At 37.9% G+C, this 20,041-nt stretch carries 21 protein-coding genes; 13 read left to right on the forward strand and 8 right to left on the reverse strand.

The features are described from left to right. Window positions 1-16: 16 nt before the first annotated feature. The 3 genes from FRZ67_RS02610 to ftsH form a co-directional block, all read right to left on the reverse strand. Window positions 17-856 carry a universal stress protein gene (locus FRZ67_RS02610; protein ID WP_147188050.1) on the reverse strand — a complete coding sequence of 280 codons (840 nt, stop codon included), beginning with the start codon at window positions 854-856 and terminating at the stop codon, window positions 17-19. A gap of 249 nt (window positions 857-1,105) precedes the next feature. Then, window positions 1,106-1,591 (reverse strand): hypothetical protein, encoded by a 486-nt coding sequence (locus FRZ67_RS02615; RefSeq protein WP_147188051.1) that lies wholly within the window; start codon window positions 1,589-1,591, stop codon window positions 1,106-1,108. Between the two features lie 172 nt (window positions 1,592-1,763). Continuing rightward, window positions 1,764-3,734, reverse strand: coding sequence for an ATP-dependent zinc metalloprotease FtsH (ftsH, locus tag FRZ67_RS02620; protein WP_147188052.1), 1,971 nt, complete (start codon window positions 3,732-3,734; stop codon window positions 1,764-1,766). A 390-nt stretch (window positions 3,735-4,124) separates the two neighbouring features. Between ftsH and FRZ67_RS02625 the strand changes: the two genes are divergently transcribed. The 11 genes from FRZ67_RS02625 (at window position 4,125) to FRZ67_RS02675 (ending at window position 12,060) form a co-directional block, all read left to right on the forward strand. Continuing rightward, window positions 4,125-4,658: a nitroreductase family protein gene (locus FRZ67_RS02625; protein WP_147188053.1), complete on the forward strand. Its 534-nt coding sequence runs from the start codon at window positions 4,125-4,127 to the stop codon at window positions 4,656-4,658. Window positions 4,659-4,843: 185 nt separating this feature from the next. Beyond that, window positions 4,844-5,251: a hypothetical protein gene (locus FRZ67_RS02630; protein ID WP_147188054.1), complete on the forward strand. Its 408-nt coding sequence runs from the start codon at window positions 4,844-4,846 to the stop codon at window positions 5,249-5,251. 31 nt (window positions 5,252-5,282) lie between these two features. Next, on the forward strand, window positions 5,283-5,681 hold the full coding sequence (locus tag FRZ67_RS02635; protein ID WP_147188055.1) for a hypothetical protein: 399 nt from the start codon (window positions 5,283-5,285) through the stop codon (window positions 5,679-5,681). Then, the gene (gene acsA, locus FRZ67_RS02640; protein WP_147188056.1) at window positions 5,681-7,432 is read left to right on the forward strand and encodes an acetate--CoA ligase; all 1,752 of its coding nucleotides are present in this window, start codon (window positions 5,681-5,683) and stop codon (window positions 7,430-7,432) included. The genes FRZ67_RS02635 and acsA overlap by 1 nt, the downstream gene beginning before the upstream one ends. A 107-nt stretch (window positions 7,433-7,539) precedes the next feature. Then, window positions 7,540-8,547 carry a pyruvate dehydrogenase (acetyl-transferring) E1 component subunit alpha gene (gene pdhA, locus FRZ67_RS02645; protein ID WP_147188057.1) on the forward strand — a complete coding sequence of 336 codons (1,008 nt, stop codon included), beginning with the start codon at window positions 7,540-7,542 and terminating at the stop codon, window positions 8,545-8,547. Between the two features lies 1 nt (window position 8,548). Beyond that, window positions 8,549-8,983, forward strand: a complete 435-nt coding sequence (locus FRZ67_RS02650; protein ID WP_147188058.1) for a universal stress protein — start codon at window positions 8,549-8,551, stop codon at window positions 8,981-8,983. Further along, window positions 8,980-9,231: a DUF2061 domain-containing protein gene (locus tag FRZ67_RS02655; RefSeq protein WP_147188059.1), complete on the forward strand. Its 252-nt coding sequence runs from the start codon at window positions 8,980-8,982 to the stop codon at window positions 9,229-9,231. The genes FRZ67_RS02650 and FRZ67_RS02655 overlap by 4 nt, the downstream gene beginning before the upstream one ends. Window positions 9,232-9,281: 50 nt before the next feature. Continuing rightward, window positions 9,282-9,554, forward strand: a complete 273-nt coding sequence (locus tag FRZ67_RS02660; RefSeq protein ID WP_147188060.1) for a zinc ribbon domain-containing protein — start codon at window positions 9,282-9,284, stop codon at window positions 9,552-9,554. A 124-nt stretch (window positions 9,555-9,678) separates the two neighbouring features. Next, complete coding sequence (locus FRZ67_RS02665) at window positions 9,679-10,674, forward strand: alpha-ketoacid dehydrogenase subunit beta (RefSeq protein ID WP_147188061.1); 996 nt, start codon at window positions 9,679-9,681, stop codon at window positions 10,672-10,674. Continuing rightward, window positions 10,667-11,818 (forward strand): dihydrolipoamide acetyltransferase family protein, encoded by a 1,152-nt coding sequence (locus FRZ67_RS02670; protein WP_147188062.1) that lies wholly within the window; start codon window positions 10,667-10,669, stop codon window positions 11,816-11,818. The genes FRZ67_RS02665 and FRZ67_RS02670 overlap by 8 nt, the downstream gene beginning before the upstream one ends. Then, window positions 11,815-12,060 (forward strand): acyl carrier protein, encoded by a 246-nt coding sequence (locus FRZ67_RS02675; protein ID WP_147188063.1) that lies wholly within the window; start codon window positions 11,815-11,817, stop codon window positions 12,058-12,060. The genes FRZ67_RS02670 and FRZ67_RS02675 overlap by 4 nt, the downstream gene beginning before the upstream one ends. A 311-nt stretch (window positions 12,061-12,371) precedes the next feature. Here FRZ67_RS02675 and FRZ67_RS02680 read toward each other — a convergent pair whose 3' ends face one another. Continuing rightward, the gene (locus tag FRZ67_RS02680; protein WP_147188064.1) at window positions 12,372-12,587 is read right to left on the reverse strand and encodes a CD20-like domain-containing protein; all 216 of its coding nucleotides are present in this window, start codon (window positions 12,585-12,587) and stop codon (window positions 12,372-12,374) included. 436 nt (window positions 12,588-13,023) lie between these two features. Here FRZ67_RS02680 and FRZ67_RS02685 point away from each other — a divergent pair, with 436 nt between their 5' ends. Next, window positions 13,024-13,374: a response regulator transcription factor gene (locus tag FRZ67_RS02685; RefSeq protein WP_147188065.1), complete on the forward strand. Its 351-nt coding sequence runs from the start codon at window positions 13,024-13,026 to the stop codon at window positions 13,372-13,374. A gap of 209 nt (window positions 13,375-13,583) precedes the next feature. Here FRZ67_RS02685 and FRZ67_RS02690 read toward each other — a convergent pair whose 3' ends face one another. The 3 genes from FRZ67_RS02690 to hutI form a co-directional block, all read right to left on the reverse strand. Beyond that, the gene (locus FRZ67_RS02690) at window positions 13,584-14,639 is read right to left on the reverse strand and encodes a formimidoylglutamase (RefSeq protein ID WP_147188066.1); all 1,056 of its coding nucleotides are present in this window, start codon (window positions 14,637-14,639) and stop codon (window positions 13,584-13,586) included. 12 nt (window positions 14,640-14,651) lie between these two features. Beyond that, window positions 14,652-15,863, reverse strand: coding sequence for a cation:proton antiporter domain-containing protein (locus FRZ67_RS02695; protein WP_147188067.1), 1,212 nt, complete (start codon window positions 15,861-15,863; stop codon window positions 14,652-14,654). Between the two features lie 102 nt (window positions 15,864-15,965). Next, window positions 15,966-17,219, reverse strand: a complete 1,254-nt coding sequence (hutI, locus tag FRZ67_RS02700) for an imidazolonepropionase (protein WP_147188068.1) — start codon at window positions 17,217-17,219, stop codon at window positions 15,966-15,968. A 189-nt stretch (window positions 17,220-17,408) separates the two neighbouring features. On the opposite strand from hutI, the gene FRZ67_RS02705 reads away from it, so the two are divergent. Then, complete coding sequence (locus FRZ67_RS02705) at window positions 17,409-19,634, forward strand: patatin-like phospholipase family protein (protein WP_147188069.1); 2,226 nt, start codon at window positions 17,409-17,411, stop codon at window positions 19,632-19,634. Window positions 19,635-19,739: 105 nt separating this feature from the next. Here the strand turns inward: FRZ67_RS02705 and FRZ67_RS02710 are convergent, their stop codons facing one another. Beyond that, window positions 19,740-20,030 carry a YciI family protein gene (locus tag FRZ67_RS02710; RefSeq protein WP_147188070.1) on the reverse strand — a complete coding sequence of 97 codons (291 nt, stop codon included), beginning with the start codon at window positions 20,028-20,030 and terminating at the stop codon, window positions 19,740-19,742. Window positions 20,031-20,041 lie beyond the last annotated feature (11 nt).

Below are 20,041 nucleotides of genomic sequence, written 5' to 3' on the forward strand. Positions count from 1 at the left end.
TATAATATAATCGCTATTATTTATAATGCGCTATAAATAGGGGCAGTTTAACTTCTTTCATAAGTACATCAGCCATACTTTCCCTAAACCACCGGCTTACAGCGCCCCTGCGATATGCTCCCATAATCACCAGCGCATTTGCCTGGTCATTTTTTAAGTATTTTATTATTTCATCCTCCACCAACCCACGTGTTACTATGAATTTTGCCTTAGGGAAATGTCTCTTTAAAAATTCTTTTATGAGTTTGTTATCTTTTAAGTGCATGTAAGAATCAGTTGGATTTACAGACAACACCTCGGTATCCAGGTGTTTCATTTGTGGCAATAAATAACTGAACATTTTAATTGCATATACAGAAGATGGGCTTCCATCATATAATAAAATCAATTTCTGTATTGGTTTGTACCTCTGTGGAACTATTAATGTAGGGCATTGCACATCTGTAAGAAGCTCACGGATAAATCGTGTTGGTATCTTTTCTGTATAATGCGTAAGCGTTTCTTTGGAATCTATCACTAGTAAATCTGCATATATACTTTCATGTAATAAGCCAATTAAGGCAATATTCTTGTCATGATGAATACTATATTCCAATTTCTCTTTTTGACACGATTTTTCAAAATTATCTGTTGCGAGTTTCCTGGTAGCTTTATCTTTATCTTCATGCTCTTTTATCAATTCATTGGAAACGTTTCCTTTTACCATCACATCGCTTATTTTGTAACTGGTATATATAGGATCATCCATAAATACTCCAACCATGTGGGCATTTGTTTGCTTTGCTAAAAATAGTGCGTAAGATTCTGCGCATTTTGAATATTTAAGCCCATCGAATGCTGTTATTATTTTTTTCATCTTAGATTGTTTTAAAAAGAGGTACTACAAATTTTAAAAATGAGTAAATCCTTATTAGGTATTGTATTGATCTAACGAACCAGGCTGGTTTTGACCAGCCTGGTTCGTTAACAAAACTCTTCTATAAATATTTTTTTAAAAATGCCTTTTATATCTACACAATCATGAAGCTTTCTACATTCTTTAAAAAGTGTACACCAATGCAGAAAATCCAACTGTGTTGTGCAATTATTATTCAGGCATATCAGTTCAGGATTTGTTGTAATTACCAACTTCTTCGAGCTGATCATCTTCTATTCTAATCAAAACTAAGTGCTTATCATCCTCAAGGTTTATAACCCATATTTTCCTTCCCTGTTCTTCAACTTTAATTGCAGTTGTTATATTGAAGTCTACGTAAGTTGATTTTACCATTTTTCTTATATCGTCAGGTAGATTTTTTTCGTAACCATAGCTAATATGATAGATAAGATTTCCACTTTTTGTAAAAAGCGCATTATTTTTCTGATCCTCACTTATAAATTTTACAAAATAATTCTTGTTTAGTTTATACCATTCCGGCCGTATGGCATCCTTAAAAGATTTGTCGAAAGCCCGGGCCACTTTTTCGGTAACCTTTGAAGATGTAGTTACAGTTACTGGTGGCAATTCTTTTATTTCCTGTGCATATAGCCCTAGAAAAATTATGGAAAAGAGTAAACTTCCAAACAGCCGTACAATGAATTGTGGTTTCATGATCGTAAGTTTTTAAAGTTATTAATCTGTTTTATATTGATTTTATATCTACGAAAAATTGTAAACGATTACAATTATTAATCTTAAAATCAATACAAAGGAAAAAAATATGAAATGCCTAAACAATAACCTGTATCACTGACATTAATGATACTTATCAATCATGTAACTATTATACTGCAGCTGTTTTTGTTTGTGCAGAGGATAAGTCATTTAACCGTTTACCTAATATATTTTCAAGGTCTTCTTTAAATAAGACTTCCTTTTTTATCAGTAGTTCTGCTACTTTTTGTAATGATTCTTTGTTTTGCTGCAACAGTTCTTTGGTTCGCTGGTAAGCATCATTTACTAATTTGCGAACCTCTTCATCAATCAGCTTTCCGGTTTCTTCACTATAAGGTTTTTGGATGCCCATATCCCGCTGACCCGTGGAATCATAAAAACTTATATTGCCAATCTTTTTATTGAAGCCGTAATAAACTACCATCATATAGGCTTCTTTTGTTACTTTTTCCAGGTCATCTAACGCTCCTGATGAAACTTCATCAAATATTACCTCTTCTGCGGCCCTTCCACCCAATGTGGCACATAAATGTTCAGTAAAGGAAGATTCACTTCTTAATTGCTTTTCTTCGGGTAAATACCATGCAGCGCCTAAAGATTTGCCACGGGGAATAATAGAAACTTTTACAAGAGGGTCAACTTCTTTCAGCAACCAACTTACTACAGCATGTCCTGCTTCATGATAAGCAATAATTTTTTTCTCGGCTGCTGAAATGATTTTACTTTTCTTTTCAAGACCAGCCACTATTCTGTCAATTGCATCTAAAAAATCCTGACGATCTATTTTTTCTTTTTTCTTCCTTGCAGCAATCAGGGCTGATTCATTGCAAATATTGGCAATGTCAGCACCGGAAAAGCCCGGAGTTTGTGAAGCAAGGAAACGTGGGTCAATAGTATTGTCTAATATAAGTGGGCGAAGATGTACTTTAAAAATTTCTTCTCTTTCCTTCATGTTAGGAAGTTCCAAATAAATATGCCTGTCAAATCTGCCAGGTCGAAGTAATGCAGGATCAAGCATATCGGCACGGTTGGTAGCAGCCAGTACTATTACACCGCTGTTGGTACCAAAACCATCCATCTCTGTGAGCAATTGATTTAAAGTACTTTCCCTCTCATCATTAGCGCCGCTTAAAAAAGCACCTTTTCCTCTTGATCTTCCAATAGCATCAATCTCATCTATAAAGATTATACATGGTGCTTTTTCTTTAGCTCTTTTAAATAAATCACGAACCCTTGATGCACCAACTCCCACAAACATTTCTACGAATTCAGAACCTGAAATAGTAAAGAAAGGAACCTGTGCTTCCCCTGCTACAGCTTTTGCCAACAATGTTTTGCCAGTGCCGGGAGGACCAACCAATATTACTCCTTTAGGGATCTTTGCACCAAGTTTAGTGAATGTCTCAGGGCTTTTCAAAAAGTCAACAATTTCCTTTACTTCCATTTCTGCTTCTTCCAAACCGGCAACATCATCAAAAGTTATATTGCTTTTTTGTTTTTCAATTAAGGTAGCGGTTGATTTTCCAAAATTAAAAACAGATGTACCACCTGCACCTAAGCCACCGGATTTGCGCAGTAAAAAATTCCATATAAAAAAAATAAAAACCAGCGTTATTAGCCATCCAAACATATTCCATAGCCAGTTTGTACGATTCTCATAACGCACCGGTATCTTTTCGTTGATAGAGAAATTTTTCTCGGCTTCATCAAGCCTGCGATCAAATGATTCTATAGAGCCAATATTAAAAAAATAATGAGGCCCCTCGCTAATACTTTTACCTGAAGAGGGCTTCAAAACATTTTTAAACATTGAATCGTTTACAAATTGCTTTTTGATATAGATTTCAGCTTTTGCATTATTTATCACTACAATCTTTTCAACAGCCTTACGGCTAAGTATATCTTTTTCGAACTGTTGCCACGTAATTTCAGTCTCCTGAGTAAAGACGTTTAATAAAGAAGGATAAAAAATAAATAGTAACATTATCACATATATCCACCACCAATTGAAACGTTTTTTGCCGGGAGGCGGTTTCTGCGCAGGTAATTCACTCTGCTCATTATTATCTGGACGATTCATTGTATGAAGGTTAAAAGCATTTACCAATAAGCAGCTGATGACAATCAGTCAACAATATGATTGCTTTCATTGTTTCAAACAGTTTCACAATATTACTTTTGTACTAGTCAGTGTACGGGATTTATTCTCCGATGCTGGTAAGATTAAAGTAGACAATATTGCTTGCAAAAGAGTGAAAAAACTACTGTATCGTGGAACCGGATAACTACCGGTTCCTTTTTTTATGCATGATGCAGGCATTCTCCTTCGCTTTACAAATAATGTTAACCATAATTATGTTTGACGATAGTCATGACATAAGCTAATAATTATCATTGATAATGGTAAAAAGTGGGATTAGTTTTGAAAAATTACAGTTCCTTTTTTACTTAATGCTTTCAATAGCGCTATATGGAAACAGTTACATTTAAAGACACGCTTACTGTTATACAGGAAAGAAAAAGCGTACGAAACTACACTGGTGAACAAGTAACCAAAAAAGATATTGATAAGATACTACATGCAGCTATGGCCGCCCCGGCAGCCATTCATATGCTGCCATGGAAATTCATAGTAGTTACAGACCCGGAAAAATTAAAAGTATTAGCTAATGGCTTGCCCTTTGCCAAAATGTTGCCCAAAGCAGGTACGGGCATCATTGTATGTGCAGTACCCGGTGAGGCGGCACTGGGAAATGAAGATTTTGCAATAATCGATTGTGCATGCGCCAGTGAAAATATTTTATTGGCTGCAGAGGCATTGGGGTTAGGCGCAGTATGGACTGCAGTTTATCCGAATAAGGAACTAATGGATTTTATAAGAAAAGAATTAAATATTCCGCGGCATGTAATTCCATTGAATGTAATTCCTGTTGGACATCCTGCAGGTGATGAAAGCGCACAAAATAAATACAATGCAAAAAATATTCATTGGGAGAAATGGTGAATGATATTTAAATACAAAAACGGATGTTAAATCAATTGAGCTTTTATTGTTTTAAAATGCAGCTTCATGTACTGCAGTACAAGAGTGCGACGCAACGAAAGCCTTACCAGTATTCAATTGCAGGGTTCAAAAAAAATTATTCAATGAATTTTCAGCGTGATTAACAACGTAATAAAAATAAAAAAATGCATATTGAAATAAATGACAATACAACGCTAAGACATATTCAGGAAATATTTTCCGATTATTATCCTTACCTGCAGATGGAGTTTTATAAAAGTCCACATAAGAAATATGAAGCATCTGCAGAACGTGAGTTGATATATCCGGGTAAGACAATTGGCGAGGTGAAGCAGACCCATGTCTCGGCCATGATAGAAATGCTGCCACTTTCCAAAGTAGCTGATGTGGAAAAGGAATTTATGCAGCGATTCGGTTTGTCTGTGCAAATCCTAAGAAAGGAAAAAGATCATTGGGAACAAACGACTGGAATGGATGATTTTACTTTAAAGGAATTAAATGAAATGGGAAGAAACTCTTCGGATGATTTTATTCTTTCAGATCTTGATGAGGAAGAAAACGAAGAAGTATAACAATACTTAAGTACTTTAAAATATAAATATTATGCCGAATACAATAGCCGAATATTATACAGATGAACTTGTTGACTGGAACAATGCGATCGTTTTTTATAATAATGAAATGGATGAATTTGACCATAAGCTGGCTGAAGTGATTAGTCGCAATTCCATTGTTGGTATTGCAGAAAAAGTAGAGGCACATCAAAGCCTGCTCAACAAGGTTTCAGAAAAATTCTATAAACTGGAAATGGAAATTCAACAACAGGAGACTGCACTTAAAACAGATAGTATGCTTATTGATAATGCTTCCATTAATGATACAATAGAAAAGCGGCAAATGGAATTGCGAAGTAAGATACAGGCGGCCGAGAAAGAATATATTGATATAAAGTTTGGCTGTTATAATTTTTTATCTGACACGCTCAGGAAAAAGAAAGACTGATGAAAAATTCATCTGCTGCTATATTGAAGAAATATCTTGCTCCCAATTTAACGGACTATGAAATCTTAAGTGGTTCTTTTAACTGGCAGGATGAACAAAGATTGCTGAATGGCTTGCCGGAAGGCAAAGGACTGAACATTGCTTATGAAGCAGTGGAACGTCATGCAAAAGGAAAATCAAAAGATACAATTGCCCTTCGCTGCATACACAAAGACAGGACCACGAAAGATTTTACTTATTATGATTTACATAAACTCAGTTCCCGTTTCGCGAACTTGCTCACAACGTTAGGCGTTAAGAAAGGTGAAAGCGTATTTGCACTTACAGGTAGAATTCCCGAATTATATATTGCAGCATTAGGCACATTAAAAACAACTGCCGTGTTTTGCCCTTTGTATGCGGTGTTTGGCCCTGAGCCGGTGTTTCAGCGTTTGAGTAAGGGCGATGCAAAAGTGCTCATCACAACGACTGCATTATTTGAAAAGAAAGTAAAACCATTGCTCGAAAGATTGCCCTCTCTTCAGTTTATTTTATTAACGGATAAAGCAGCACATATCAATGAGAAAGTATTATCACTTCTCCGGTTAATGGAAGAAGCACATGATGAATATATTATTCCTCCAACTGATCCTGAAACCCCTGCTCTGCTGCATTTCACCAGCGGCACTACAGGTATGCCCAAAGGCGCAATGCATGTTCATGGCGCTGTGCTTACGCATTACACAACAGGCAAATATGTGCTCGATTTTCACGAAGGAGATATTTTCTGGTGCACGGCAGATCCCGGCTGGGTTACGGGAACTTCTTATGGTATTATTGCTCCACTGGTAAATGCTGTTACCAATATAGTTGATGAAGAAGAATTTGATGCGGCAAGATGGTATTCCATTTTAGAAGAACAAAAAGTGAATGTATGGTACACTGCTCCCACAGCCATCCGCAGGTTGATGCGCATGGATATTCAGCCAAAAGAAAACTATGATCTCGAGAACCTTCGTCTCATTTGCAGTGTAGGTGAACCATTACATGCAGAAGCCGTACTATGGGGAGAAAAAACTTTTGGTATGCCCATACTGGATAACTGGTGGCAAACAGAAACCGGCGGTATTATGATCGCCAACTATCGCTCCATGAAAGTAAGACCCGGCAGCATGGGCAAACCGTTACCTGGCGTAGAGGCTGCCATCGCAGAAGTAACAGACAGTGAAATAAAAATTGTAACAGAACCATACAAACAAGGTCACCTGGTATTGAAGAAAGGCTGGCCTTCCATGTTTCGTGCTTACCTGTACGAGGAAGAGCGCTATAAAAAATGTTTTCGCGGCGACTGGTATCTCACCGGCGACCTCGCAAAGAAGGATGAAGACGGTTATTACTGGTTTGTTGGCCGCGCAGATGATATTATCAAAACTTCGGGACATATGGTTGGACCCTTTGAAGTAGAAAGTGCATTAATGGAACATGCTGCCGTTGCAGAAGCTGCTGTAATCGGCAAACCTGATCCTATGATCGGCGAATTGGTAAAAGCATTTGTGGTATTGAAAACAGGGTTCATTGCAGATGAAAAATTACAGTTGGATATAATCGGTTATGCAAGAAAAAAATTGGGTCCTGCAGTTGCGCCGAAAGAGCTGGCATTTGTAGATGGCTTACCAAAAACAAAAAGCGGAAAAATATTAAGGCGGTTATTAAAAGCAAGAGAGTTGGGATTGCCGGAAGGTGATCTGTCAACATTGGAAAAGGAGAATTAGTGCTGTATTGTTTTTAATTTTTATGAGCCCGCCCATAGCTCATACATTGAACTCCGTTGCGTCGCACTCTTGAACGTTCATATCACTGTTGAACAAAAACAATCACTATGCAAACTGTAACAGTCATAAAACCTTCTGAAAAAATGGATACAGATCACGGTCAAAAATTACTTTACCAGATGATGCTGATTCGTCGTTTCGAAGAGAAGAGTGCAGAATTATATACCAAAGAAAAGATACGTGGCTTCCTGCATTTGTATGTGGGTGAAGAAGCCGTTGCAGTTGGTGTGATCAATATTTTGTCTGTAGAAGATAATATACTCTGTACTTATCGTGAACATGGACATGCGCTGGCGAGAGGTGTTAATGCCGGAGCTATCATGGCGGAAATGTATGGCAAGATGGAAGGCTGCAGCCGTGGACGTGGCGGCTCTATGCACTTGTTTGATGCAAAGACAAAATTTTATGGAGGCAACGCCATTGTAGGCGGGCACCTTGCAATGGCGGTTGGTATGGCGCTGGCTTCTAAAAAGCAAAAGAAAAACAATATCACTGTTTGTTTCTTCGGAGAAGGTGCAGCAGCAGAAGGTGAATTTCATGAGGCCATGAATCTTGCTGCATTATGGAGTGTACCTGTATTATTCGTGTGCGAAAATAACTTGTATGCCATGGGCACTGCTATTCGTTATTCGCATTCCATAATTGAAATTGAAAAGAAAGGCGCCGCTTACGGAATAGAAACAGCAGTGGTAGATGGCATGGATGTATTAGCCGTTGAACAGGCTACAAAAGTAGCTGTTGAAAAAATAAAAACAACAGGCAAACCTTGCTTCCTTGTATGCAATACGTATCGCTTTCGTGCACACAGCATGTTTGATGCAGAACTGTATCGTGAAAAGAGTGAAGTGGAAGAATGGAAAAAACGTGATCCTATTCCAAAATTGCAACAACAACTACTTATTGAAAATCTGGTCACCACCAATGATATAGAAGCAATAAATAAAAGCGTAGAAGATGAAGTACAAAAAGCAGTTGATTTTGCAGAAGCAGGAACATGGGAACCGGTAGAAGAACTGATAAAATTTGTTTACAGTGAAAAACAAAATCTGAAATAACATGACCAACATTAAAAAAATCCTGATAGCTGTTGATGATGGACCTACTGCTGAAAAAGTTGCTTTAAGTGCCTTTCATTTTGCACATCAGTTAAAGGCTGAGATGGCCCTGGTGAGTGTTGTTGATACAGCCTCCCTGATGAGCGAAGGTGGCATAACTGTGGGGGAATTGGCAGATATCATGACAAAAGAATACAAGCAAAACCACCAATTGCTGATGGATAAAATATTTAAAGATGTGAAAGTCTGGAGTTTTGTAGAAAAAGGAAAACCGCATGAAGAAATTTTAAAAGTAGCACAGGAATGGGAGGCGGATCTAATTGTTATGGGTACGCATGGCAGAACGGGCTTGGCTCATTTATTTATGGGCAGTGTTGCAGAAAAGATCGTAAGGCATTCAGAAAAACCATTGTTTATTATACCTACACGGCCATGATAGAAAAACTTCACCCAAGTACACATCATGCGGAAGAAACATTGCGCAGGTCTATTGTAAAAACTATTAGCTACAGGGTTGTTATTCTAATTCTTGACTTTACTTCCATTTACCTGTTTACAGGTCAGGTAAAAGTGGCTGTTGGTTTTATGATTATTAGCAATGTCTATACTACACTAGGTTATTTTATTCACGAAAGGATCTGGGATAAAATAAAATGGGGTAAGATAATTTATAAAAAAAGTTAATGAATAAATATTAGAAACATTAACCTTATTAATTATTAAAAATATGCGTTATGAAACCTGAAAATTTTTGCCAGAGTTGCAGCATGCCATTGGATAACCCGGAAATGCTGGGTACAGAAAAAGATGGAAGTAAAAGTAATGAGTACTGCAAATATTGTTACCAGAATGGAGCATTCATTAATCCGAATATGACATTAAAAGAAATGACCTCAGTGGTTATTAATCAAATGGAGAAAATGCATATTGATTCAAAGACAATAGATATGGCAGTAAGCAGCCTTCCTCATTTAAAAAGATGGAGCATGAAGTCAGCTTCATTATGATGCAATTAATAAATTGTTGTGTAGATGTTTCTCTTCGCTGAATAGTATTACGGAACGTACAAGTGAGTGACACAACAGAAGCTTTATAGCAGTAATGCAGTTGATCTGATAAAGAGAAAAATAAATGAGCAATAACAACGTCATAAAACTCACCTACCGGGAAGCTTTGAAACAAGCCATACGCGAAGCTATGCAGAAAGATGAAAGCGTTTTTTTGATGGGTGAAGATGTGGGCCGCTATGGCGGATCTTTTGCTGTAAGTAAAGGATTACTGCAGGAGTTTGGCCCGGAACGCATTATGGATGTGCCTTTATCAGAATCGGGTTTTGTTGGTGCAGGCATAGGCGCTGCTTTAAACGGTATGCGCCCTATTGTGGAAGTGATGACAGTAAATTTTAGTTTGCTGGCAATGGACCAGATCGTTAACAATGCTGCCACGTTACTTCACATGTCAGGCGGGCAAATGAATGTGCCTGTAGTGATAAGAATGAGTTGTGGAATTGGAAGACAATTAGCAGCACAACATTCCCACAGTTGGGAACCACTATATACACATATTGCCGGATTAAAAGTACTATCGGCAGGAACACATGAAGACGCAAGGGGTATGTTGCTGACTGCATTACAAGATCCTGACCCGGTCATCATTTTTGAATACACTTACCTGTTAAACAAGGAAGCGGAGATTGCTGCAAATGCAGGTGCGGTAGATATTACAAAGGCAAAAGTGCGGCGTGAAGGGAAAGACATTTCTATCATCACGTACGGAGCCGCCGTTTATAAAGCATTGGGTGCAGCCAGTGAATTGGCAACAATGGGCATAGATGCAGAAGTAGTTGATTTGAGGGTATTGCGTCCGCTTGATGAAGCAACCATTTTTAACTCAGTAAAGAAAACGCACCGGGCATTGCTGGTGGAAGAAGCATGGGCTTCAGTAAATGTATCATCAGAAGTCAGCGCAAGAATTATGGAAAATATTTTTTACGAATTAGATGCACCTGTGCAAAGGCTTGGAGGCGTTGAGGTGCCAATCCCCTATCCCAAACATTTAGAAGATGCATCCATACCACAGCAGGCAGACATTGTTAATAAGGTAAAGAAAATGTTACAGCATGATTGAGTTTAAAATGCCCAGCCTTGGCGCTGATATGGAAGCAGGCACTTTGGCGGAGTGGCTGGTAAAGCCCGGCGATACAGTAAAGCGTGGAGATATTATTGCGGTGGTGGATACACAAAAAGGTTTGATAGATATTGAAGTGTTTGATGAAGGCACCATTAGTGAACTGGTGATCAAAGAAAATGAAAAAGTACCGGTGGGAACTGTAATGGCCTTGATTGAGTCTGGCAAAGAAGACTTAACAAAGAAAGAGGCAATAAAGCCAACTTCAAAAATTGAAGAAAAAAAAGCAACAGAAAAAATAAGTGTTGTGGCAACTCCTCAATTTATCAAAGCATCCCCATTAGCAAAAAGAATTGCAGCTGAAAAAGGCATTGAGTTAAATACAATAAAAGGTACAGGAGAAGACGGCGCTATTACAAAAGAAGACGTGGAGAAAGCCATCATAGAAAAAATGGCCCCCGCAGCAGAAAAGAAAATTACTACAACAGAAAATATCCGCATGGCGGTTGCTGCGGCTATGAGTAAATCCAACCGCGAAATACCCCATTATTATTTAGAGACAAAGGTGGATATGCGCAAGGCGTTGACCTGGTTAACAGAGACCAATAAACAACGAACCGTAAAACAACGTTTACTGCCGGTTATATTATTGTTGAAAGCGGTTGCAAAAGCACTTGTAGAAATTCCTGATCTGAATGGCTACTGGGAAAATGGTTTGCAACAAAAACAAGATATCAATATTGGCTTTGTTGTTTCATTGCGGGGCGGCGGCGTAATGATACCTGCTATTCATAATGCTGATAAAAAAACAATAGATGAACTAATGGCAGCGCTGAATGATATTATCCCAAGGGCAAGAGCAATGAAGTTGCGCAGTTCTGAGCTAAGTGAATCTACTATTACTGTTACAAACCTTGGAGAAGGCAATGTAGAAACTGTATATGGTGTTATTTATCCGCCACAGGTTGCCATTGTTGGTTTTGGAAGTATTACCGAAGAGCCCTGGGCAGAGATGGGTATGCTGGATGTAAGGCCCGTAATAAATATCACTTTATCCGCCGATCACCGTGCAACAGATGGGGCAACGGGTAGCCGTTTCTTAATGGCAGTAAAAAATCATTTGCAAAAACCGGAGATTTTATGAACGAACAGGAAATAAGACAAACCATTTTTCAGTTGCTGAAAAAAATTGCGCCAGATACAGAACCCGAAAAACTGCAACCAGATGATGATATAAGACACACACTCGAAATTGATTCTTTTGATGGGTTGCAATTCGTTGTTGCATTAGACGAGCATTTTGGTATTGAAACGCCAGAAGCCGATTATGGAAAGATTGACACATTACGGAATTTGGTTACTTACATCATGCAGCGTAAGAAATGAAGAAAGTATTATGAGCCTGGCAAAAGTTTTTCATGGCATCTTCGTTGCGTCGCACTCTTGTGCATTGTATTCATGAATGAGATAAGTTTTTTTATACCAGATACAAATGCATTTGTTTTTGTATACCCTTGTTCGATAAGCAGCATAAGTGTGCAAGGCAACAGGTGTTTAATTGAAACATCGTCAATACGGCACAAAAAAGCAGGTTTTTACACCTGCCGGGTTTTCATAATCCATCGTGGCTTAACAACGGTATTGAGAACTTATTTTATTGGTATTACTCTTCAGGAATGATTAGCACAAACTATCTCTTATGATGCTTTTCTCTTATCTGCTATTATTAATACCACACCCGCAATAACGGCAACACCACCTGCCCATACCGGCCATGCTATAGACTTATCTTCTTTCTTATTTATTTCTACTGGTCCAAGATCAACCACCTTTTTCTCTGTAGTAAAGTTGATATTGGTAAAAACGAACATCAGTATGCCAACAACAATCAGTATTATTCCTAATGTTTTCATATAAACTTTAAATACTAATGCTTAAATATTGTGCCAGCAATTTTTAGCCTTATAAAACTGGTGTAATGAGTAAATGATTACTCAATCTTAGTATAAGTGCGTAAACTTAGCTGCATTGTTATTGGTAGAATAGGTTTTTTGCAATAGGTGGTTTAGCCTTTATTAATTGTGTAGCAAAGCGGTTGAGGATTGTTTTTGCAGCAAAAGCATTACATACAAAACTGCAACGCAACCAAAATTTAATTCAATACGATTACCTGCTACCAAAACATATTTGCCTTATATCCTTTGAACATTACATCAAAGGAGTAATTAATTGCCCATTTCTGCTGCCTTTCCTGCATTTTGTATTAGCTAATAAACGGTACGGTTTATGTTGATTTTTAATTAAATAGCCTAAAAAATTGCTAACCGCTTTATTACTCAAACAAAGGCAATGAACAGAATGATCCACATTATAGAAGATGATGTTGATATACTCAACATCTTAAATATTTTTTTTAAAAGAAAAGGTTACAAAGTAATAGCGGACTTTAACGGAAACGATCTTGATCTTTTAGACGAACCGTGCCCGGAAGTTTATCTTATAGATATTAATCTTATTGGCAAAAGCGGTCTTGATATCTGCAAACAAATAAAGAAGGAATGCAGTCATGTACCTGTTGTATTAATGTCTGCCAATACCCAATTGGAAATGATGGCAAGGGAATGCAAAGCAGATGCTTTTATAGCCAAACCATTTGACATGAACACTATTTTATCTACAGTAAATTCTGTTGTTGCATAAACTTTTCTTTACAGGCTAAAATATTTCATAGCATCGCCTGTTGTGTCACTCACTTGTGCGTTCGGAGCTTTAATGAACAATAGACAGTGGGCAATGAACAATAAAAAATTTTTATAGTAGCCTTCTTTCTCCTGGTTGCCTTTCTTGTTTGAGCACAAGTGTGCGACGCAACGAAGCTTAATTGAAATACTAATGCTTGGTACATAAAACTACTCCAATACATCAACTGCTTTTACAAAATCGCTGACAAGATAACTGATGAGTTTCCCGGTGCTGTTATCTGATCTTCCATCGCTTAAACGGCTTGCGCCTTCGCAGATATGGAGATAAGCAACTTTTGTATCGCTGGCGGCAAAACTTACATATTGCCTTGCATGTAATGCGGTAATGCCAACAGGTGTGGCTGCACTGCTGAGTGTATGTTGAATACTATCAAGATCAAGTTCGAGACCGCAGTAAGAATCTTCTGTAAAGCCCGTGGCGTGGGCAATTGCCTGTATAAAATTTCTTTTTTCGTGGAGAAAAATATCTTCATAGGTAATCACATCGATGAAAGGATCGTTCACAATATCTATCCAGCAATTTTGTGGAATATAATTTTCGTGTAAACCAATTACGCAATACTTTTCAAGATATCCATCTTCATCTGCATAGCGGAAACCATTACCGCTATGTCTTCCTTCCAGTGGACGATAATCGGCATGCGCATCCAGATTAATGGCATTGATCTGTGCCAGTGGAATTATACCGGCTTTATACAGACCTTTTGCTGCACCTTTTATGCAACCATACGCATTGTTGTGTCCACCACCAATAACAATGGGGATTTTTTTATGCGCTGTTATAAGTTTCACCACATGCTCCACTTCATCATCAATAGCGTGACCTGCATGGCGGTATGCTTCTATTTTTTCTTCATGGCTGCCGGCGTTCTCTTCAATCACAAGACACATATCACTAAAATCAAAATGCCCGAGCAACAATATATCGTCGCCGGGCAAAAAATCATTGCTTTGAATATTTAAGAAAGCCTGCAGAAAAGGTATCCAGGCCGTATCTGCTCCTCCAAGGCCAAGATTTGCTTTAACACCTATATCTTCAGGTACACCGATGATTACAAATTTTGCAGTTGATTCGTTGAGTGACCTGTCAATATCGTTTATATTATTTACTACCTGCAAACGTTCTCCCAGTTTGGTTTCAAATCTTCGGAGGCGTGTAAGGGAAAGCAGGTCCTGCCTGTTATATATTTTAAAATGCTGCATGGCAAACGTTTTTTAGTTGATTAATAATTCGTCAGATACAATGTCTTTATCTCTTTTTTTATAGAAGAACATGCCCATCATCATAATAAGGCTGGTAACAAGAATAACAAAGAATAAAATGCCATCGTTAAAGTTCTTCAGTTCTAATGTAGCAGGAATTTTATAAAATAACAAAATAGTTATCAAACCACGCGGAATGAACACCACTTCCGGGTATACACTTTCTCTTAAAAAGAAGCGCAGGTAAAAGAAACGGGTAATAAGCAATACCACCACTATCCCGCTACCGATCATGATAACTTCAGAAGAAGCAATCAAATTCAGGTCTATGGAAAAACCAAAGAGTATAAAGAAAAAAGTGCGGATCAGAAAAGAGCTTTCAGCAGTAAGTGAATGCAGCAGATGTGTAGTTTCTTCTACCTTTTCTTTAGGGAACATATTGGCAATACGGGGAATATTTACGAGGTGCCAGTTATTCATCAGCAAACCAAAGACCAAAATAATAATGAGCGATGGAAGACCCATCATTTTGCCACCCTCATAAAGAATGATCAATAAGGCAAAGATCAGGAAGAATTTTACGGTTGTTTTTGCTTTTGTAAGAATAAGAAATAATAATACGGAAAAAAGTAAAGAAAGCATTACCGATATAATAATGTTAAGGAAGAATGCACCCACTGAGATAAGTGTAAGAATTTTTTCACCGATAAAATAGTTGAATACCAATATACCAATGATATCAGAGAAGGAAGCTTCATAAATAAGAAATTCTTTCTTCGCCTGTGTAAGCTGGTGCAGGCTTGGTATAACAATAGAACTGCTCATGATGGAAAGTGGAATAGCATATACGATGCAGTTCAGTAAGGGTTCATGCAATACATAATACAATGCAGCACCAATACCGGCAAGCGATAAAATAAAAATGAACAATGCGGCAAGAAACGAATTTCGTATAAGCGGGATTTTCTCTCTTCCAAGTTTAAGATCCAGGCCGGCTTCCAGCACTATCATTATCAAACCAACGGCGCCAAGCATTTCCGTAAGCTGCTCGGGTAAAGGAAGTGCCCAATGCTGTTGAACTGCGATGACACGTACTATAATTCCAGTTGCCAGCAACAAGAGTACGGAAGGAATTTTTATATAATTAGAAGCAATTGAGAAAAGATAAGACACTACAACCACCGAAGCAATAATGATCAAAACAAGTTCTGAAGAAATATGCATAATCTGCTGTGCTTATAAGTTTATTATTTTGTTACCGGCTGTTGTACTTTATGTCATCACCTGTTGCGTCGCACTCTTGTACTGTTTTACTTTATGCGGCTTTTATACAAATGTTCCATTGATCATCACTTTATCAATCATATCAGAACCGAAAGAATAAGGCAGGTAAGCAATGGATGAAACTGGTTTTGTAAAAATCAGGTTTGCTTTTTTACCAATGGTTATACTTCCTGTTTCCTGTTGTACTTCCATTGCATGTGCTGCATTGATAGTTGCTGCATTTATAGCTTCTTCGGGCAACATTTTCATTTGTATACAACTCAGCGAAACAACAAAATTCATATTACCGCTTGGTGATGATCCCGGATTAAAATCTGTTGCCAATGCAATAGCACAGCCATTATCTATCAATTGCCTTGCAGGCTGGTATTGCATGCGAAGAAAGAATGCGGCAGTGGGCAATAATGTGCCGATGGTGTTGCTATCAGCTAATGCATTTATTTCAGCATCATTCATTGTTTCCAGATGATCCAACGAAATTGCGCCGAGTTTTATACCAGCTTCTATACCGCCAATACTGTTTAACTGATTTACATGCAGTTTAGGTCTTAATCCATATTTAGCGCCTGCTTCACAAATACGTATCATGTCATCAACAGAAAAAAAACCCTGTTCACAAAACACATCAATATAATCGGCAAGTTCTTCTGCCGCAATATTGGGAAGCATCTCATTAATGATGAGTTGAATATAACCTTCATGATCTTCTTTGTATTTTTCAGGATAAGCATGTGCGCCAAGAAATGTTGCTTTCACAGGAATACTCACTGATTCTTTTAAACGCTTTATTACGCGCAGCATTTTTAATTCTGCTTCTACTGTTAATCCATAACCGCTTTTTATCTCAATAGCACCTGTACCGAGCTTAATTAATTCCTGCAAACGCAATAAAGCTTTTTCATACAATCCATTTTCCGGCGTTGCATTAAGGTTACGAGCCGAGTTTAAAATGCCGCCGCCTTTTGCAGCTATCTCTGCATAAGTTTTTCCTTTTATTTTATCTACGAATTCTTCTTCACGGCTGGCTGCAAAAATGAGATGTGTATGACTATCGCACCAACAGGGAAGAATAGTAGCGCCATTTGCGTTGTATGCTTGAAGGTTTATTGTTTTTAGTTTATCGCTTGTGGTTTCGAGTTGCTGCATGGTTCCATATTCGCTAATAATACCGTCTTCAATTAGCAGAAAGGCATTATTTATTACAGGCAGTTCAGCAAGTGCTGCGCCACGCAATAATTTTGTTTTGGAACGTACATTGGCAAGGCAGCCGATATTTGTTATCAATTGTCTAGGCATAAGCAATATTACAGGTTTTGGGAAAGATGCAAACAGAATAAATAGTAGTAAAACTGCTTTCGTAAACTGCAGTTCGGTCAGTTTTCGGAACCCCTGCAGTGAGTGACACAAGAGGGGCTGCCATTTATTCTATAGCCTGTACCAAAAAAATAATTTTCTATTAACTAATGATTCGTTTATTTACAGTTAATGAAGCGGCTACTGATCCTTATTGTATTTATACATTCCCTTTCTATTTTGTATGCACAGCGGCCAAGGATAGGTCTTACACTGAGTGGCGGTGGCGCCAAAGGTATTGCGCATATTGGTATCTTAAAAGCAATAGACTCGGCTGGTTTAAAAGTTGATTACGTTACAGGTACCAGTATAGGCAGCATCATTGGCGCTTTATATGCGAGTGGATATACAGCCGATAGCATTCAGAAAATAGCAAATGCAATGGACTGGGACCTGCTACTGAGTAACGCTGCATCTTTACGCTCATTAAGCATTGAAGAGAAGGAGGAATACAGCAAATACGCAGTGGAACTTCCCTGGGTAAATAATGGTTTTCGGTTGCCAAGTGGTGTGCTTGAATCAGAAGAACTCTGGCTTAGATTGAGCGAATATTTTTTTCCTGTTTACAACATTAAAGACTTTAGCAAATTTCCAAGGCAGTTTAAATGTGTTGCCACTGATGTAGCCAGTGGCGAAGGTGTAGTACTTGATTCTGGTGAAATAGTTTCTGCAGTGCGCTCCAGCATGGCTATTCCGTCTGTGTTTACCGCGGTTGATTATAATGGAAGAAAATTTGTAGACGGCGGCATTGTGCGCAATTTTCCTGTAAGAGACGCAAAAGAAATGGGCGCTGATATTGTTATTGGGAGCAATGTAGCAGGCGGACTGTTGCCAAAAGAAAAGATAACCAATGTTTTCCAGGTATTGCTGCAGGTGGCTTTCTTCAGGGAAGATGAAGATGCGGTAAGGGAAAACAAGCTTTGTGATATTTACATAAAGCACAATCTTGATGATTTTAATATGGGTAGCTTTTCTTCTTCTGATGCTATTATGAAAGAAGGTTTTTCAAAAGGTGATAGTATTTATCCAAAGCTCACAAGGCTGAGAGATTCTTTAGATGCGATATATGGAGCAGAGAAAAATACCACAGTAGTTTTACCACAGGTAGATTCTGTAAAGATCACTGCTTATGAAATAAAGGGCTTACATAATACAACCGAAAGTTTTTTTCTTCATCGTACACAATTTGAAAACAATAAATGGTACACGGCACAGCAACTATCTGCAGGCATCAGGAAAGCATTTGGCACACGCTATTACAATAAAATAATTTATTCTCTGGAACAACAGCCTGATAGCAGTTGTAAGATAATTTTTGATGCAGAAGAAAACCCATTGACGTTTGCAAAGCTTGGTATAAACTATAATAGTTTTACGGGCATAGGTGTTATTGCCAATATTACTACAAGAGATTTTTTTACTTCTTATTCCAGAAGTTATGTATCCGTTAATCTTGGCGAGAACCTGCGCATGAAAGCAGAACACCTGCAGTTCTTTGGTAAGTTTAAATCGCTTTCTGTAAAAGCACAGGTACAGGCAGAAAGACTTGCATTTAACACCTACACTGATTTTGCAAAAGACGGGTTATACAGGCAGGATTATTTTCTTGCCAATGTAAGCAGTTCATGGAATATTGCCAGAAAATATGCAATGGGTATCGGCACACGTTTCGAAGCATTTGGATACAAGCCACAAATAACATCCAAGTTTGAATTTCGTGGAAGAAACAATTTACTGAACTCTTATATAGAACTGCGGTTAAATACGCTTAGCAATGCAGTATATCCCAAACGCGGCTCCAGGATCGATATTGAGGCCGGTTATGTTTATTCTCAAAGACCAGATGTTGAATTCTTTTTACAGGGTAATCCTATTACCAATCTTGATTCACTTGGCTTTAACTTTAATAATTTTATCAGAACGAAATTGTCTTATGAACATTATTATCCAATATCTAAAAAATATACCTTCAGCACGTTAATACAGGCGGGTATTAATTTTAACCAGCAGGAAAGTATCCTCAATAATTATTTTATCGGTGGCCTTACAAACACATTTCGTAACCAAATAACTTTTGCAGGCCTTAATGAAGGCAGCGTAAATTCAAGCAGTGTAGCTGCTTTACAGTTTGGCCTCCGATATCAGATGTATAATAGTTTATTTGTTCTGGCAAAAGCCAATGGCGCTTATTATAATTTTGTTGGCAGCAATAAAAGCTTTAGTAATTCAACTTTACTAACGGGTTACAGTTTATCCCTTGGTTATAATTTTGTTTTGGGGCCTTTGGAAATAAGCGCCATGTATTGCGATCAGTCAAGGAAATTATTGCCTTATATTAATCTTGGTATTCCTTTATAGAGTTTATGTTACAGGCTGTGTTGCTGCTATAATGCCTAAGTTGTGTCACTCCCTTGTACTTTCTGTTCTATATGCAGCAAAATAAAAAAGCTACTTATTTTTAGTTTATACCTCTGCAATACGAAAGGGAAGTATTTCCACATGTTCCCACACTTTTCCTTGTATATAAGGATCTTCATTTATCCAATTTTTTACAGCATCTTCATTTTCTAATTGTACCACCAGCATAGAACCGTGCATATTGCCCTGTTCATTTAGCTTAGCGCCGCCAACAATAAATCTGCCTGCAGCTTTCTCAATGCGCATTCTCATTAAATGATCTTTACGAACAGACATTCTTCTGCTTAGTGCATCCGGGTCTTTGTAATCATCGGCTAAAATAAGAAATTGAGGCATACAATGTTTTT

The sequence above is a fragment of the Panacibacter ginsenosidivorans genome, from assembly GCF_007971225.1.
GTDB lineage: Bacteria > Bacteroidota > Bacteroidia > Chitinophagales > Chitinophagaceae > Panacibacter > Panacibacter ginsenosidivorans.